Below are 16,968 nucleotides of genomic sequence, written 5' to 3' on the forward strand. Positions count from 1 at the left end.
CGGCTCCGGGCGCGTTCGCGTGCTCGCGCGTCGATCAGGATGCGTGTCGTCCAAGGGTATTGACGCGCCGTCATGGACGCGGAGGGTGACGGCACGCCGGCCACGAAGGAAGGCCCGGAACCGATACGGTTCCGGGCCTTCCGTGTCACACGCGCCGTACTACGAGGCCGCGCCGACGATGTCCTTCTCCTCGGCGAAGTGGCACGCCGATTCGTGCGCGGCCGGGGAGTCCACGGACTTGAAGCGCTCGGGGATCGCCAGCAGCGGCGTCTCCGTGGCGCACTTGTCCTGGGCCTTCCAGCACCGCGTACGGAAGCGGCAGCCCGACGGCGGGTTCGCCGGCGACGGGACGTCACCGGTGAGGATGATCCGTTCGCCGCGCTCGCGGGCCTCCGGGTCCGGGACCGGGACCGCCGACAGCAGCGCCTGGGTGTAGGGGTGCGTCGGGTGGTCGTAGATCTCCGTGTCCGTACCGATCTCGGCCATCTTGCCGAGGTACATCACGCCGACCCGGTCGGAGATGTGCCGGACGATGGACAGGTCGTGCGCGATGAAGAGATAGGAGAGGTTGAACTCGTCCTGGAGCTTCTCCATCAGGTTGATGACCTGCGCCTGCACCGACACGTCGAGCGCGGAGACCGGCTCGTCGCAGATGATGATCTCCGGGTTGAGCGCGAGGCCGCGGGCGATGCCGATGCGCTGGCGCTGGCCGCCGGAGAACTGGTGCGGATAGCGGTTGATGTACTCCGGGTTGAGACCGACGACGTCCAGCAGCTCCTGGACCTTGCGGCGCCGGTCACCCTTCGGCGCCACCTCCGGGTGGATGTCGAAGGGCTCGCCGATGATGTCGCCGACCGTCATACGCGGGTTCAGCGAGGTGTACGGGTCCTGGAACACCATCTGGATGTTGCGGCGGACCGCCTTCAGCGCGCGCCCCGACAGCCGGGTGATGTCCTGGCCCTTGTAGAAGACCTCGCCGGACGTGGCCGTCTCCAGCGTCATCAGCAGCCGCGCGACCGTGGACTTGCCACAGCCCGACTCGCCGACGATGCCGAGCGTCTCGCCCTGGTAGAGGTCGAAGGAGACCCCGTCCACGGCCTTGACGGCGCCGACCTGGCGCTTGAAGAGGATGCCCTGGCTCAGCGGGAAGTGCTTGACCAGATTGCGCACCTGGAGGATCGGCTCACCGCGTTCCGCCGGGGCCTCGATCGCCGCGACCGCCGCCGTCTCGTCGGCGGCGTCGACGGTCACGACCTCGGTGACGTTCGGGGTGCTGTCCAACGATCCGTCCGTCTTGTCGAGCTCAGCCATGGATCGTCTCCTTCCAGAAGTGGCAGGCGCTGCCGCGGCCGGGCAGCTCGCTGCCGTCCTGCTCGGAGACCGGCACCAGAGCCGGGATCTCCGTGCGGCAGATGTCGTCCGCCTTGGGGCACCTCGGGTTGAAGGCGCAGCCGGACGGAATCTTGAGCAGGTTGGGCGGCAGGCCCTTGATCGCGTAGAGCTCCTGGCCCTTCTGGTCGAGCCGGGGGATCGAGTCGAGCAGACCGCGGGTGTACGGGTGCGCGGGCCGCTTGTAGAGCTCGTGCACCGGCGCCGTCTCGACGATCCGGCCCGCGTACATGACCGCGATCTTGTCCGCGACATCGGCGACGACGCCGAGGTCGTGGGTGATCAGGATCAGACCCATGTTGAACTCGGTCTGCAGCTCCTTGAGCAGGTCCATGACCTGGGCCTGGACCGTCACGTCGAGCGCGGTGGTCGGCTCGTCCGCGATGATCAGGTCCGGTTCCAGGGCCAGCGCCATGGCGATCATGATGCGCTGACGCATACCGCCGGAGAACTGGTGCGGGTAGTCATTGACCCGCTGCTTGGCTGCGGGGATCTTGACCCGCTCCATCAGCTCGATGGCCTTGGCCTTCGCCTGCTTCTTGGAGAGTCCCTGGTGGACACGGAACATCTCGCTGAGCTGGTAGCCGACCGAGAGCACGGGGTTGAGCGAGGAGAGCGCGTCCTGGAAGATCATCGCGATCTTCTGGCCGCGGATCTTCCGCCGCTCCTCGTAGCTCATGGTGAGCATGTCCTGGCCGCGGTACAGGATCTGGCCCTGCGGAATCTTGCCGGGCGGCATGTCGAGAATGCCCATGATCGCCTGAGCGGTCACGGACTTGCCGGAACCGGACTCGCCGAGCACGGCCAGGGTCTCGCCCGACTCGACGCTGTAGTTCACACCGTTGACGGCCTTGGCGACTCCGTCACGGGTGTGGAACTCCACGTGCAGGTCGCGCACTTCGAGGAGCGGGCTGTCGTCCGACCCCCCGGCACGGGGCGCCGGGATGTCTGCTGTCTTGTCCATGATGGTCATACGCCCTCCTCAGCGCAGCTTCGGGTCGAGTGCATCGCGCACCGCGTCGCCGAGCATGATGAACGCGAAGACCGTGAGGCTGAGCATTCCTGCCGGGAACAGCAGCACATGCACGTTGTTACGGATCTCTTCGCTGCCCGACGCGATGTCGATGCCCCACGAGATGGTCGGGTCGGCGAGACCCAGGCCCAGGTAGGACAGCGTCGCCTCGGCCGAGATGAAGCCACCGAGAGCGATAGTGGCGACCACGATGGTCGGCGCGAGGGCGTTGGGCAGGACATGGCGGAACAGCATCCGGCCGGTCCCCGCGCCGAGAGCGCGTGCCGCCGTCACATAGTCCGCCTGCTTCGCGGTGATCACCGATGCACGCATCACACGGCAGATCGAGGTCCAGCCCAGGAAGGCGAGGGCCGCGATCACGACGTACACCTTGCGCTCGGCGAAGGCGTTCAGGACGACCATCGTGCCGAGCAGGAAGGGCAGACCGAAGAAGATGTCCGTGATGCGGGAGATGATCGCGTCGAGCCAGCCGCCGAAGTAGCCGGAGAGCAGACCCAGCAGACCGCCGACGATGGTGATCGCCACGGTGACGCCGACGCCGACGAGGATCGAGGCGCGGGTTCCGTAGATCACCCGAGCGTAGATCGAGCGGCCCTGAACGTCGTAGCCGAACCAGTCCGCCTGGAAGAAGTGCCCCAAATCGGGCTTCTGCAGGTAGTGGTTGGTGAGATCGCCGGCCCGCGGGTCGGTGCCGGTGAACAGGCCGGGGAAGATCGCGATCACCAGCAGCAGGACCAGCAGGCTCGCCGATATCCAGAACATGGGGCGGTGGCGCAGGTCGAACCAGGCGTCACCCCACAGACCACGGGGCTTGCCGGTGGATTCCCCGGCGGGGCTGGCCGGCGTCTCGTCGACCGTCACGGCCACGTCCGCTCCGGCATCCTTGATGCTCTGATCCTTGGTCACGTCAGGCATACCGGATCCTCGGGTCCAGGACCGCGTAGAGCAGGTCGACAATCAGGTTGATCACGAGAATGATCAGTACGAATACGGTGACGACACCGACGATGGTGGAGCCTTCACGCTGCTGGAGCGCCCGGTAGAGCAGATTGCCGACACCCTGGACATTGAAGATGCCCTCGGTGACGACCGCGCCGCCGATGAAGCCGCCGACGTCCGTACCGAGGAACGTGACCACCGGGATCAGCGAGTTGCGCAGCAGGTGCACCCCGACGATGCGACGCCGCGGCAGCCCCTTCGCGAGCGCCGTGCGCATGTAGTCCGCGCGCAGGTTCTCGGCGAAGGTCGTACGCGTCAGTCGGGCGACGTATGCCATGGAGAGCATGGCCAGGACGAAGCCGGGCAGGAACAACTGCGTGATATCCATCGAGTCTTCGACGTTTGGCGCGACCCAATGCAGTGTGTCCGCGAAAATGAACCGGGCCACGTAGCCGAGGATGAACACGGGGATCGAGATGACGACCAGCGTGAAGATCAGCACGCCGGTGTCCGGTGCCTTGCCCGCCTTGAGTCCGGCCCACGCGCCGAGGCCGAGACCGACGATCATCTCGATGACCATCGCAACGGCTGTGAGACGGATCGTGACAGGGAAGGCCCTCGACATCTCGTCCCAGACGGGACGACCGCCGAAGGTCTCGCCGAAGTCCAGGTGGAACAGGTCCTTCATGTAGTTGATGTACTGCATGGGAAGGGACTGGTCCAGCCCGAACTTGTGACGCAGCTCCGCGACCTGCGCGGGGTCGGCCGCCTTGTCACCCCACATCGCCCGGATGGGATCACCGGGAAGGATGTGGACCATAAGGAAAATCAACAGAGTAGTCCCGATGAACACCGGGATCATCTGGAGCAGTCGCCTAGCGACGTAACGCCCCATCATGCCTCCATGCCGTGAGGGGTCGGCGATGGCCTACACATGGTCTCCACCGCGGGGTTGTGGGGAGATTGCCGGGCCAACGCCTGCGAGCCGGTGCCGCCATCCGTTCCGGAGGGCGGCACCGGCCGGCAGGTCCCGAAACTTACTTCTTCGACTTCACCTGAACGTCGGTGAAGATGGGGTCGCCGTCCTGGCCGTAAACGATCTTGCCGTATACGTTCTTGGACTGACCCGAGTTGACCTTGTAGAACCAGAGCGGGATCGCCGGCATGTCCTTCGCCAGGAGCTGCTCAGCCTCCTGGTACATCTTCACGGTCTCGTCGAGGGTCTTCGCCTTGTCGGCCTTGGAGGCCAGCTCGTCGAATGCCTTGTTGGAGTAGCCACTGGTGTTACCGGCGGCCGTCGTGCCGTACAGGTCGCGCATGAAGTTCGAGTTGACCGGGTAGTCGAGCACCCAGCCACCGCGGTACATGGACTTGACCTTCTTGCCGTCACGGGCGTTCAGGTCGGTCGCGAAGTCCGGCTTGGAGTCACCGACGCACTCGACGCCCGTGGCCTGGCGGATGCTGTTGCAGACCGCGTCGACCCATGCCTTGTGCGGCTGGTCCGCGTTGAACTGGATCGAGATCTTGTTGCCCGGGACGCCGCCACCCTCCGTGATGAGGGCCTTGGCCTTGGCCGGGTCGTACTTCACGATGTCGCCGAGGGCGCCGGGCTTGTAGCCGAGCACACCGCGGGCGACGTACGAGTCGGCCGGGGAACGGGTGCCGTTGAGGACGGTCTTCGTGATCGTGTCACGGTCGATCGCCATCGACAGGCCCTGGATGACCTTGGGGTTGATGTTCTTGAACTGCTTGGTGTAGAACGCCGGGACGATCGACTGGACCGCGGAGTACTCCTGGTCGATCGCTCGGTCACCGAGGTCCTGCTTGTAGTTCTTCAGCGCGGTCACGGGGACCTGCTCGATCCAGTCGAGCTGGTCCGAGCGCAGGGCCGAGTAGGCGGCCTCGGCGGTGGTGTAGTTCTTGAAGTCGATGCCACCGTTCTTGGCCTTGTTCGGGCCCTGGTAACCGTCGAACTTCCGAACCTTGATCATCTTGTTGTGGTCCCACGAGACGAACTTGTAGGGACCGTTGCCGATCGGCTTCTGACCGGCGGCCTTCGGGTCCTTGAAGAAGGACTCGGGCAGCGGCGCCCAGACGTCGTAGCCCAGCTTGTACGCGAAGTACGAGACCGGACCGGACAGGGAAATCGTGAAGGTGTTGTCGTCAACGACCTTCAGACCTTCCATCTCGGTCTTCTTCGGGTCACCCTTGTCCGGGTGGACATCGGCGTAGCCCTTGATGTCCTGGAACCAGCTGGAGTTGGTCTGGTTGTTCTTGACGTTGGCCGACCAGTTCCAGGAGTCCACGTAGGACTTGGAGGTGACCGTGGTGCCGTCGTGGAACTTCCAGCCCGGCTTGAGCTTGACGGTCCACACGGACGAGTCCGCGTTGGGCGTCACGGACTCGGCGTTGACGTACGTGAGCTTGCCGGTGCCGGGCTCGTAGCTGACGAGGCCGGAGAAGATGGCGCCCAGGACACGGCTGCCCTGGCTCTCCTTGGCGTTCGCCGGCTGCAGCGGGTTCTGCGGCTCGCTGAGCTGGGCGGTCAGGATCCCGTTCGGGTCCGCCTTGCCCGAGTTCATGCCATTGTCGCTGCCCTTGTCGCTACCACCACAGGCGGTCGCGGCCAGGGCGATGACGGCCGCTCCCGCGACCCACTTGGCGCTCTTGGCACCACGCATGGGTTTCCTCCTCATGAGTCCACTTTTGACTACAAGAAGGGCACTGGAGTGATACACCGACACCCCTGACGGTGATCGTTTCAGTGCCCTGAGTGTGCTCGTGAGTCGGCACTCCCCACAGTGCGTGACCCATTGACCCGAGCTCAATGGAGCCAACTATTAAGTACGGCCGGGCCGTAAACCACACTTAAAGGGTCTCGGTTTGACAACATCGACAGGGCACGGTTGACCGAAATCCGGACAAAGCGAGCCCAGACAGACACGCCCGAAACGGACTGTTAACGCAACCCCCGGAGAGTGATGACCGCTTTCCGGACACATGCCACCCGAAATGGATTTGACGGCGAGGGATTCCGATGACGCCGAGGCGTCCCACTCCTCGGTCGCGACATGCAGCAGCCTGGCCTCGCCCACTGCCGGGCGAGGCCAGGCCTCAGGAACCTGAGCGCGTGCAGCCGCAGCGCCTGCCGGTCCTTCGTCACCTTGCCCTGATGCCAGGTGACGATGGCATTCCAGCCTGCGCCCGGCCTACCGCCGTCCGGGCCACTCCAGCCATGCCCGAGCGCAGTGTCCGCTTCCCGGACTTCGCTTTGGCATACATGGTGGTCCCAGGAGTCACACCCACACTCGCGGCCCCGGCCCCGAAGAGCGCAAGTAGCGTCGAGGCTGCTGCGGCACTGGTCAGAGCCGCCTTCCGTCGCGCAAGAGTCGAGATGCAATCCCTCCCCACATCAGCCGGCCCTCGAGGATCGGCAACGCGGAGAAGTTATCGCTGTGCGTACACAAACACATGAGGATTGAGCAAATCTTGAGCCTCGGTTTGGTGCAGTGGAGCTTCGTGGCTCAATAAGGCAACGGCCCGTTGCCTCAACCGAGTTGAGGCAACGGGCCGTCCTGCTGCAGGAGATGCGCTGGTCAGCGCTTGGCGCGCGAAGCGGCGCGGCCACGCTCCTTCTGGTCCAGGACGACCTTGCGGATACGCACGGTCTCCGGGGTCACCTCGATGCACTCGTCCTCGCGGCAGAACTCGAGGGACTGCTCCAGGGAGAGCTTGCGGGCCGGGACCACGTTCTCCGTGGTGTCCGCGGAAGCCGCACGCATGTTGGTGAGCTTCTTCTCCTTGGTGATGTTCACGTCCATGTCGTCGGCGCGGGAGTTCTCGCCGACGATCATGCCCTCGTAGACCTCGGTGCCGGCCTCGGTGAAGATGACACCGCGCTCCTGCAGGTTGACCATGGCGAACGGCGTCACCGAACCCGAACGGTCCGCGACCAGCGAGCCGTTGTGACGGGTGCGCAGCTCGCCGAACCACGGCTCGTGGCCCTCGAAGATGGAGTGCGCGATGCCCGTACCGCGGGTCTGCGTCAGGAACTCCGTACGGAAGCCGATGAGGCCGCGGGACGGGACGATCCACTCCATGCGGACCCAGCCCGAACCGTGGTTCGTCATCGTCTCCATGCGGCCCTTGCGGGTCGCCATCAGCTGGGTGATCGCACCGAGGTGCTCCTCGGGGGAGTCGATCGTCATGCGCTCGATCGGCTCGTGCGTCTTGCCGTCGACCTGCTTGGTGACGACCTCCGGCTTGCCGACCGTGAGCTCGAAGCCCTCACGGCGCATCTGCTCGACGAGGATGGCCAGGGCGAGCTCACCGCGGCCCTGGACCTCCCAGGCGTCAGGGCGCTCGGTGTCCAGGACGCGGAGCGAGACGTTACCGATCAGCTCGCGGTCGAGGCGGTCCTTCACCTGGCGGGCAGTGACCTTGTGGCCCTTGCCGCCCTTGCCGACGAGCGGCGAGGTGTTGGTACCGATGGTCATCGAGATGGCCGGCTCGTCGACCGTGATCAGCGGCAGCGCGATCGGGTTCTCGGGGTCGGCCAGGGTCTCGCCGATCATGATGTCCGGGATACCGGCGATGGCGCAGATGTCGCCCGGGCCCGCCTTCTCGGCCGGCTTGCGGGTGAGCGCCTCGGTCATCATCAGCTCGGTGATACGGACGCTGGACATCGTGCCGTCGCGCTTGATCCAGGTGACGGTCTGGCCCTTGCGCAGCTCGCCCTGCTCGACGCGGCAGAGCGCGATACGGCCGAGGAAGTTGTCGGCGTCCAGGTTGGTGACGTGGGCCTGCAGCGGCGCCTCGTCGTCGTACTCCGGGGCCGGGACGTGCGACAGGATCGTGGAGAAGAACGGCTCCAGGTTCTCGCTGTCCTGCGGGACGGTGCCGTCCTGCGGCTTGGTCAGCGAGGCGACGCCGTCACGGGCGCAGGCGTAGACGATCGGGAACTCGATCTGGTCCTCGTCCGCGTCCAGGTCCAGGAACAGGTCGTACGTCTCGTCGACGACCTCGGCGATCCGGGAGTCGGGACGGTCCGTCTTGTTGATGCAGAGGATGACCGGCATCTTCGCGGAGAGCGCCTTGCGCAGCACGAAGCGGGTCTGCGGGAGCGGGCCCTCGGAGGCATCGACGAGCAGCACGACCGCGTCCACCATCGACAGACCGCGCTCGACCTCGCCGCCGAAGTCGGCGTGGCCGGGGGTGTCGATGATGTTGATCGTGATCGGGTCCCCGCCGTCCTTGGGGTGATACTTCACCGCCGTGTTCTTGGCGAGGATCGTGATGCCCTTCTCACGCTCCAGGTCGTTCGAGTCCATCATGCGTTCGTCGAGGTGCTCGGCGGCGTGCGCGGCGAAGGCGCCGGCCTGCCTGAGCATGGCGTCGACCAGGGTGGTCTTGCCGTGGTCGACGTGGGCGACGATGGCTACGTTACGGATGTCGTGGCGCGTGGGCATGGGTGGCTTGCGCTTCTCTCGGATCGTGGGATCAGGCGTCTCAGTCGCTCTCGGGTCCTCGTACGCCCGCCGGGCGGACGCGCCACGGCTACCCCCCATGGTACGGGGCTGGCGCGTCCCGGGCTTCCCGGCCCGATCCGCGAGACCGGTCTTAAGCCACTCTTCAACCGATATTCGGCCGGTATTACCTCAGTATCGGAGCCGTGCCAGGTGGGTGTGCGTGGCAGGAGGAGGGTGATGCGGAGGGATCCGTGAGGGGGATCCGTGGGGGCTCCGCAAGGTCCCGTGGGGGGCGTGTGGGGGCGAGCAGCTCGGGTCCGGTCGGGACACGAGCTTGCCCGCCGGGGTCCCGGCGGGCAAGGGACTTGAGCCAGTTCTGAGCTTCCGGATCCGTTCTGACCTGCTACTTCTTCTTGTTTGCCGGAGCTCCGGCGGGCTGCGGCTTCTTGAAACCGATGTCCTGGTAGTGGGGTGCGCCGAAGCCGAAGGCGCCGACGTTCGCCAGCTTTCTGTCGGTCGCCACGAGCTGTGGACGCTGATAAAGCGGAATCGATCCTGCGGCGGCCCAGATCCGGGCGTCCGCCTGTTTCATCAGATCCCGGGCGGTCCCCTCGTCGAGCTCCGAGACCGCCTGCTCGAAGAGCTGGTCGATGTGGTCCGTGCCGACGCGGGTGTAGTTCTGCTCGACCAGCAGGGAGCCGTCGGTGGCCGGCACCGGCTTGGCGAAGATCGGGCGGTCGTCGGTCGCCGGGTAGGCGGTGGCGGGCCAGGAGTAGAGCGCCAGGTCGTAGTCGCCGGAAGCGATGTGGTCCTGGAAGTAGCTGTCGTCGGAGACCTTGGTGATGGCCGTACCGATGCCGATCGAATCGAGCATCGCCGCGATCTTGTCCCCGACGGCACGCAGCGGCTCCGACCCGGGACCGGCCGGCAGAACAAAGCGCAGGCTCAGCGCCTTGCCGTCCTTGCCGAGCGGGCCGCGGCGCGCTTCGGGGGCCTGGGCGGGGGCCGCGGTGCCTGCGGGGGCGTACGCACCGGCGGCGCCGCCCGGCCGCCGGTCCTGGGCGGCGTCTTCGGTGGTGCTGGTCCCGGCCAGGTATCCGGCCTGGCGCAGCAGAGCGGCGCTGTGGAACGCCGCGGCGGTGGCGGGGGCGAGGACCTGGGGGGCGTTGCCGGCTCCGTCGCTGTCGCCGGGCTTGTTGTCGTCGCCGACGACGGCCTGTACATCGTCGGCGGCCTGCTCGCGCTCAGCAGCGGCGTTGTCGGCCTTGCCGTCGCCGCTGCCGGTCTTGCCGGGCTTCTCGGACGAGGCCGCCTTGTCGTCCTTCCCGGCGGTGGCGTCCTTCTCCTTCGCGCCCTTCTTCTCGACCTCGCTGCCCGCCTTGGCGCCGCCCGGCTTCTTGACCGCGCCCTCCCGCGTCCAGCCCGCGTCGGCCAGCAGCGCCTGCGCCTCCTTGGTGTCCTGGCCGCCGAGTGCGCTGCTGTTGTCCTTGTACGCCGGCTGTCCGGCCAGGGCCAGGTGGCTGCCGAGCGGTGTGGCGGGCAGGCCGAGCGGTTTGAGTACGGTGTCGACCAGCTCCTGGCGGTTCAGGGCCCGGGCGACCGCCCTGCGTACCCGGTCGTCGGCGAGCGGCCCGGACTCGCCGTTCAGTGCGAGCTGGGTGTAGGCGGGCTCCAGCGACTTGCGGACCGCATACGCGCGCAGCTTGCCCTGCTCGGCGGCGTACGCCTCGGCGGCTGCCCGGTTCTTCTCCCTGGCTGCCTGGGCGGCCGCCGCCGCCTCTTCGTCCGAGCCGTGTGCCTCGGCCCAGGAGCGCAGTGCGGCGGCCGGGCCGGTCCCGGAACCGGAACCGGGGCCCTGGGCGAGCGGCTGCCCGTTGCCGCCCCTGTCGCCGGCCGCCTGCACGATCCGGTGCGCCGCCGCGGCGTCGATGTCGGCGACGTCGACCTTCCCCTCGGTCAGGGCCTCGGTGCGGTCCTGCGGCTTGACGGCCCGGAAGACCAGCGAGTCGAGCTTGGCCCGGCCGCCCCACCAGCGCGGATTGCGGACCAGGGTGACCTCGCCCTTCGCCGTGTCCACGCTGCCCAGCCGGAACGGTCCCGCGGTGGCCTTGAGGGTGGTCCGCGCGCCGTCGTTGAAGGCGTCGGGGGAGCCGGTCACCTCCTTCGGGTACAGCGGGGAGAAGAGCGAGCGCCAGTCCGCGTACGGCTTGGCGAACGTGACCCGGACCTCCTGGTCGTCGGCGCCGCGCTCGATCTTCTCGATCCGCTCGTAGCCGGCGTTGCGGGCGGTCCAGAACGCCGAGTCCTTGCCGTTCAGCGCCCGCCACTGGGCCACGAAGTCGGGCGCCCCGATGTCCCGGCCGTCGCTCCACACCGCCTGCGGGTTGATCCGGTAGAGCACCACCTGCCTGGGCTCGCGCTCGACCACCTTCGCGGACTGCAGATAGTCCGGGTCGAGCTGCGGCCTGCCCTTGGCGTCCAGCGGGAAGAGCGTCGGCAGCAGGGCGCCCGTGATGCGGGTCGTGGAGCTGTTCGCGTCGGCCTGGAAGGCGTTGAGGGTGGTGGGCACGGCGTCGATCGCCCAGTTGACCGCGCCCCCTGTGGCGACCAGGTTCCGGGCCGCGACCGCGATGTCCTGGGGAGCGACGGCCCCGGTGGAGCCGCTGCCGTCGTCGTCGGAGCTGCAGCCGGCCAGCACGGGGAGCGTCAGCACACCCGTCGTGAGGAGCGCGAGCGAGCGGCGCTTTCGGGCCGTCCCCCGCGGGACGCCGACGTGGGACATGGCTGATACCTCCGGGGCCGGCCCTGCCCACCCGCACGCGGATGGGCAGGATTGTGCGTTTCTGGTGGCATATGCAGTTGATCACACTGGTTCCGTCCGTCCACTGAAGGCGCCCCTCCGCGAGAGGCGGCGCAGACACGGCGTCAGCGCCCCCGAACCTCACCCGTGCGGCGGAACACCCCGCGAGACCGGGAAGGCCCGCACTCTTCACAACCGGGGTGTGACGCGCGACACTCTCAGGCGCACGAACATGACCACCCGCGACCGCGGAAGTGAGAGCAAGTCATGTCACTGCACGAAGAATTGACGGCGGTTCAGCACTGCCTCGACGACCTGGTCCGCACCGTCGGCCGGCTGGAGCGGGGCCTTGCGCGGCTGCGCGAGGCGGAAGCCGGGCCGGCGCCGCTCGGAGCCGCCGGTCGCACCGAACCCGTCGACGGCGTCATCACGATCAGCGAAGCGCCGTACGACGCCACCCTGTGGACGGACTCGGACGACGAAGGTCTGGGCGTCCGGGGCCGGCACGCCCCCTAGGAGAGTTCCTTGGCCACCGGTACGGAACCAGGTACGGAACCACCTCGACCGATTACGGCGGCGCCACGGGCGGCAGGCGTCCACCACGCCTCCCGGGCCGCCATCGCCGCCCGCCATCTGCGGACCGACCGCTGGTGGCTGGCGCCGGCTCTGACGGCCGGCGGGCTGCTCGCCTTCATCGTCTACTCGACATGGCGGGCCTTCTCGAACGCCGACTACTACGCCGCCCCCTATGTGTCGCCGTTCTACTCGCCCTGTCTGGCGGAGAACTGCGCCCCCATGCGGCACGGCCCGAACTGGGACCTCTTCGGCAGCTGGTGGGGCCTCTCCCCTGCACTGCTGATCCTGATCTTCCCGCTCGGCTTCCGGCTGACCTGCTACTACTACCGCAAGGCCTACTACCGGGGCTTCTGGGCATCGCCCCCGGCCTGCGCGGTCGCCGAGCCGCACACGAAATACAGCGGCGAGACCCGCTTCCCGCTGATCATGCAGAACATCCACCGGTACTTCTTCTACGCCGCGGTGCCGGTCGCCGGGATCCTCACGTACGACACCGTGCTCTCCTTCCGCGACGAGCACTACGCCTGGGGCCACATGGGCCTCGGCTCCCTGATCTTCCTGGCCAACATCACACTGATCTGGGCGTACACGCTGTCCTGCCACTCCTGCCGCCACATCATCGGCGGCCGGCTGCGGCATTTCTCTAAGCACCCCGTGCGCTACCGGCTCTGGGGCTGGGTGGGCCGGCTCAACGCCCGGCACATGCTGCTCGCCTGGGCCTCGCTGATCAGCGTGGCACTCGCCGACTTCTACGTCTATCTCGTCGCCTCCGGCGCCTTCGACGATCCGAGGTTTTTCTGAATGACAGAGCTCGAACGGCAACAGTGGGACGTCGTCGTGGTCGGTGCCGGAGGCGCCGGGCTGCGCGCCGCCATCGAGGCGCGGGAGCGCGGGGCCCGTACCGCGGTCATCTGCAAATCGCTCTTCGGCAAGGCACACACGGTCATGGCGGAAGGCGGAATCGCCGCCTCCATGGGCAATGTGAACTCCGGGGACAACTGGCAGGTGCACTTCCGCGACACCATGCGCGGTGGAAAGTTCCTCAACCAGTGGCGGATGGCGGAGCTGCACGCCAAGGAGGCGCCCGACCGGGTCTGGGAGCTGGAGACCTGGGGGGCGCTCTTCGACCGTACGCCGGACGGAAAGATCTCCCAGCGCAACTTCGGCGGCCACGAGTACCCACGGCTCGCCCATGTCGGGGACCGTACCGGCCTCGAACTGATCCGCACCCTCCAGCAGAAGATCGTCTCGCTGCAACAGGAGGACCACCGCGAACACGGCGACTACGAAGCCCGGTTGAAGGTGTTCCAGGAGTGCACGGTGACCCGGGTCCTGACGGACGGCGAGCGAAGCGAGGTGGGGGTCCCCCCCGGCCGAAGGCTCGGGGGGAGGGTGTCCGGCACCTTCTGCTACGAGCGCGAGTCCGGCCGCTTCTTCGTGCTCGAAGCCCCCGCGGTCGTCCTCGCTACCGGCGGCATCGGCAAGTCCTTCAAGGTGACGTCGAACTCCTGGGAGTACACCGGCGACGGCCACGCCCTCGCGCTACTGGCGGGCGCGCCCCTGCTGAACATGGAGTTCGTGCAGTTCCACCCGACCGGCATGGTCTGGCCCCCGTCGGTGAAGGGAATCCTCGTCACCGAATCGGTGCGCGGCGACGGCGGGGTACTGCGCAACTCCGAGGGCAAGCGGTTCATGTTCGACTACGTCCCCGATGTGTTCAAGGAAAAGTACGCACAGTCGGAGGAGGAGGGCGACCGCTGGTACGAGGACCCGGACCACAACCGCCGCCCGCCCGAGCTGCTGCCGCGCGACGAGGTCGCCCGCGCCATCAACTCCGAGGTGAAGGCGGGCCGCGGCTCGCCGCACGGCGGGGTGTTCCTGGATGTGTCGACCCGGATGCCCGCGGACACGATCCGGCGGCGGCTGCCTTCGATGTACCACCAGTTCAAGGAGCTGGCGGATGTCGACATCACGGCGGAGGCGATGGAGGTCGGCCCGACCTGTCACTACGTGATGGGCGGGATCGCCGTCGACTCCGACACCGCGGCCGCGGTGGCCGTGCCCGGTCTGTACGCGGCGGGCGAGGTCGCGGGCGGCATGCACGGCTCCAACCGGCTCGGCGGGAACTCCCTCTCCGACTTGCTGGTCTTCGGGCGGCGGGCCGGGATGCACGCCGCCGAGTACGCGGACGCCATCGGTACCCCGCCGGTGGTGGACAACGAGCAGATCGACGCGGCAGCGACGGAGGCCCTGCGTCCGTTCAGCGCCGGGGAGCCGGACACGGCCGGGGAACCCGCGGAGAATCCGTACACCCTCCACCAGGAACTCCAGCAGACCATGAACGACCTGGTCGGCATCATCCGGCGGGCGCCCGAGATGGAACAGGCCCTGGAGAAACTGGCCACGCTGCGGCTACGGGCACAGCGCGCGGGTGTCGAGGGGCACCGGCAGTTCAACCCCGGCTGGCACCTCGCCCTGGACCTGCGGAACATGCTGCTGGTCAGCGAGTGCATCGCCCGGGCCGCGCTGGAGCGTACGGAGAGCCGCGGCGGTCACACCCGCGAGGACTGCCCGACGATGGAACGCTCCTGGCGCCCGGCCAATCTGTTGTGCCGGCTGGCCGACGAGGCTGCCCAAGGTGCGTCGAGCGGCCGGATCGAACTCGTACGGAAGGCGACCGAACCCATCCGTCCGGATCTGCTCTCCCTCTTCGAGAAGGAGGAGCTGGTCAAGTACCTGGCCGAAGAGGAGCTGTACAAGTGAGCAGCTACAACGCGCAGTTCAGGGTGTGGCGCGGGGACCCGGACGGCGGTGACCTGGAGGACTTCGAGGTCGAGGTGAACGACGGCGAGGTCGTCCTCGACATCATCCACCGGATCCAGTCCACCCAGGCGGGCGATCTGGCGGTGCGCTGGAACTGCAAGGCGGGCAAGTGCGGTTCGTGCAGCGCGGAGATCAACGGCAGGCCGCGGCTGATGTGCATGACACGCATGTCGGTGTTCGGCCGCGAGGAGACGATCACCGTCACCCCGCTGCGGGCCTTCCCGGTCGTCCGCGATCTGGTGACGGATGTGGCGTTCAACTACGCCAAGGCACGGGAAGTGCCCGCCTTCGTACCCCCACAGGGGATGAAGGCGGGCGACTACCGGATGCAGCAGGTCGACGTGGACCGCTCGCAGGAGTTCCGCAAGTGCATCGAGTGCTTCCTGTGCCAGGACACCTGCCATGTGGTGCGCGACCACGAGGAGAACAAGACGGCGTTCGCCGGACCGCGCTTCCTGATGCGGATCGCCGAGCTGGACATGCACCCCCTGGACGCCGCCGCCGAGTCGGGACTCGACCGGAAGGCGACGGCCCAGGAGGAGCACGGGCTGGGCTACTGCAACATCACGAAGTGCTGTACGGAGGTGTGCCCCGAACACATCAAGATCACTGACAATGCGCTGATCCCCCTGAAGGAACGGGCCGTGGACCACAAGTACGACCCGCTGGTGTGGCTGGGGAACAAGATCCGGCGACGGGAAACTCCCTGATCCCTCTCAGCCGAGCAGCTTGACGATCGCCTCGGTGGTGTCCGTCTCACCGAGGCGCGGGAAGATCCTCTCGACGCTGTTGCGGTGGGCGTCGGCGTCCATGTCGGTGACCGCGTCCGTGACTACGGTCACGTGGTAGCCGTGCTCGTGGGCGGAACGGGCGGTGGACTCGACGCCGATGCTGGTCGCCACGCCCGTGACGACGACCTGGGTGACGCCGCGGCGGCGCAGCTGGAGGTCGAGGTCGGTGCCGTAGAAGGCTCCCCACTGCTGCTTGGTGACGACGATGTCGCCCTCGCGCGGGCCGAGCTCGGAGACGATCTCGGCCCAGTCGTCGGCGGGCGTGCCGGAGTGCCTGGGCGTCTCGGTGCGGCCGGGGGCGCCGCCGGTGACGCGGACCAGGACGACCGGGAGGCCCTTGGCGCGGAAGGCGTCGGCGAGGGTCGCGGAGTTCGCGACGATGTCGGCGGTGGGGTGGACGGTGGGCAGTCCCACGATGCCCTTCTGCAGGTCGACGACGACCAGGGCGGTCTTCGGGTCCAGAGTGGTGGCGGTCATGGTGGTGCTCCTGTAAATGGGGGGAACGGTTCAGTTGCGGATGCGCAGGTCACTTCCCGACCAGTCGGTCGAGCAGATCGGCGGCCTCGGCGACCGTGCGGCGTTCGGCCCCGTCGAGCTCGACGGCGATGGCCTCGGCGAGCCAGTTGTGCTTGGCGGCCCGGACCGCGGCGAGCGTCGCGAGTCCGGCCTCTGTCATCGACATCACCGACTTCCGGCCGTCGGCCGGATCGGGTGCCCGCTCGACGAGCCCCTGGCTCTCCAGTGCGCCGAGAGTCAGCCGCATGGACTGCGGACGCACGTACTCGGCACGGGCCAGCGCGGCCGTGGTGGCCGGGCCCTCACTCTCCAGTCTGGCGAGCACCGAGCGCTGCGTCGGCGTGAGCAGGCTCTCCGACGAGGTGGTGCGCAGCCGCCGGATCAGCCGGCTGACCACGGCGGTGAGCTGCGTCGCCAGCTGCTCGGCGTGAAGGTCGGCGGGGGTGGCTTCGGTCGGTTCCGGCATGCCTCCAACGTAAAGATGCACAGACCATCTTGCAAGGTTGCCTGTCTATTTTCCGGCCAGGGACCGGGGACGGTCTTGCTCGTCACACGGCCCGCGATCTAGGGTGAATGCGCTTTCAAAAGAGGGTGGTACGTGCAACAGCAGGTGCTTGGGTACGGAAGAAGAAG

The 16,968-nt window shown here is 67.6% G+C and carries 13 protein-coding genes; 4 read left to right on the top strand and 9 right to left on the bottom strand.

The annotated features are described in order from the left end of the window. Positions 1–159: 159 nt before the first annotated feature. The 7 genes from OG609_RS14065 to OG609_RS14095 all read right to left on the bottom strand — a co-directional run bounded on the left by OG609_RS14065 (position 160) and on the right by OG609_RS14095 (position 11,611). Positions 160–1,311, bottom strand: coding sequence for an ABC transporter ATP-binding protein (locus OG609_RS14065; protein WP_327273118.1), 1,152 nt, complete (start codon positions 1,309–1,311; stop codon positions 160–162). Continuing rightward, positions 1,304–2,362, bottom strand: coding sequence for an ABC transporter ATP-binding protein (locus tag OG609_RS14070; protein ID WP_327273119.1), 1,059 nt, complete (start codon positions 2,360–2,362; stop codon positions 1,304–1,306). Before OG609_RS14070 ends, OG609_RS14065 begins: the two co-directional genes overlap by 8 nt. A 9-nt stretch (positions 2,363–2,371) precedes the next feature. Further along, positions 2,372–3,337: an ABC transporter permease gene (locus tag OG609_RS14075; RefSeq protein ID WP_327273120.1), complete on the bottom strand. Its 966-nt coding sequence runs from the start codon at positions 3,335–3,337 to the stop codon at positions 2,372–2,374. After that, positions 3,330–4,256: an ABC transporter permease gene (locus OG609_RS14080; protein WP_327273121.1), complete on the bottom strand. Its 927-nt coding sequence runs from the start codon at positions 4,254–4,256 to the stop codon at positions 3,330–3,332. The genes OG609_RS14075 and OG609_RS14080 overlap by 8 nt, the downstream gene beginning before the upstream one ends. Positions 4,257–4,398: 142 nt before the next feature. Then, on the bottom strand, positions 4,399–6,042 hold the full coding sequence (locus tag OG609_RS14085) for a peptide ABC transporter substrate-binding protein (RefSeq protein WP_327273122.1): 1,644 nt from the start codon (positions 6,040–6,042) through the stop codon (positions 4,399–4,401). 915 nt (positions 6,043–6,957) lie between these two features. After that, positions 6,958–8,829, bottom strand: coding sequence for a translational GTPase TypA (typA, locus tag OG609_RS14090; protein WP_327273123.1), 1,872 nt, complete (start codon positions 8,827–8,829; stop codon positions 6,958–6,960). Positions 8,830–9,232: 403 nt separating this feature from the next. After that, a complete protein-coding gene (locus OG609_RS14095; protein WP_327273124.1) occupies positions 9,233–11,611 on the bottom strand; it encodes an ABC transporter family substrate-binding protein in 2,379 nt (792 codons plus the stop codon). Positions 11,612–11,896: 285 nt separating this feature from the next. Here OG609_RS14095 and OG609_RS14100 point away from each other — a divergent pair, with 285 nt between their 5' ends. From OG609_RS14100 to OG609_RS14115, 4 genes are read left to right on the top strand one after another with little or no spacing between them, the layout of a single operon-like run. After that, positions 11,897–12,145: a hypothetical protein gene (locus OG609_RS14100; RefSeq protein ID WP_327273125.1), complete on the top strand. Its 249-nt coding sequence runs from the start codon at positions 11,897–11,899 to the stop codon at positions 12,143–12,145. 9 nt (positions 12,146–12,154) lie between these two features. Then, the gene (locus OG609_RS14105; RefSeq protein WP_382896665.1) at positions 12,155–13,006 is read left to right on the top strand and encodes a hypothetical protein; all 852 of its coding nucleotides are present in this window, start codon (positions 12,155–12,157) and stop codon (positions 13,004–13,006) included. Next, a complete protein-coding gene (locus OG609_RS14110; protein WP_327273126.1) occupies positions 13,007–14,968 on the top strand; it encodes a fumarate reductase/succinate dehydrogenase flavoprotein subunit in 1,962 nt (653 codons plus the stop codon). Continuing rightward, positions 14,965–15,738: a succinate dehydrogenase/fumarate reductase iron-sulfur subunit gene (locus tag OG609_RS14115; protein WP_327273127.1), complete on the top strand. Its 774-nt coding sequence runs from the start codon at positions 14,965–14,967 to the stop codon at positions 15,736–15,738. Before OG609_RS14110 ends, OG609_RS14115 begins: the two co-directional genes overlap by 4 nt. Before the next feature lie 6 nt (positions 15,739–15,744). Here OG609_RS14115 and OG609_RS14120 read toward each other — a convergent pair whose 3' ends face one another. Together OG609_RS14120 and OG609_RS14125 are read right to left on the bottom strand one after the other, a co-directional pair. Further along, a complete protein-coding gene (locus OG609_RS14120; RefSeq protein WP_327273128.1) occupies positions 15,745–16,296 on the bottom strand; it encodes an isochorismatase family protein in 552 nt (183 codons plus the stop codon). 49 nt (positions 16,297–16,345) lie between these two features. Beyond that, positions 16,346–16,801, bottom strand: a complete 456-nt coding sequence (locus OG609_RS14125) for a MarR family winged helix-turn-helix transcriptional regulator (protein WP_327273129.1) — start codon at positions 16,799–16,801, stop codon at positions 16,346–16,348. Positions 16,802–16,968: the final 167 nt, after the last annotated feature.

This window comes from Streptomyces sp. NBC_01224, assembly GCF_036002945.1.
Lineage (GTDB): Bacteria > Actinomycetota > Actinomycetes > Streptomycetales > Streptomycetaceae > Streptomyces.